Origin of the sequence: Priestia sp. SIMBA_032, from assembly GCF_046535215.1 — a bacterium.
GTDB lineage: Bacteria > Bacillota > Bacilli > Bacillales > Bacillaceae_H > Priestia > Priestia aryabhattai.
In genome coordinates this window covers 1-274 of record NZ_JAWRXD010000603.1, presented here as the reverse complement: position 1 = coordinate 274, position 274 = coordinate 1, and the positions used below count along the sequence as shown (strand labels likewise).

Genomic DNA, 274 nt, shown 5'->3' with positions numbered 1-274 from the left:
GTGGCATGACGATCTGATCGACCATAACCCGGGCGCGGGGCTCAAGTTGCCCGTTGTGCAGAAGAAGAAGTTCGAGCCGTGGCAGCCGGGACAGGTGGGCGTCTATCTGGACACTGCCAGTCACCACCGTCTCGGCGGCATGTTCGAATTCTCGATGTTCAGCGGTTTGCGGCGCGGTGAGGTGATCGGGCTTCGCTGGGATGACGTGGAACTTGCCCGCCGGACGCTGACCATCCGCAACAACCGCACGCAGGCGGGACACGCAATCAGCGAA

At 62.4% G+C, this 274-nt stretch carries 1 pseudogene; it reads left to right on the top strand.

The window, feature by feature from the left end:
* A pseudogene (locus tag SB717_RS35680) lies at positions 1–274 on the top strand (hypothetical protein); the annotation flags it as partial.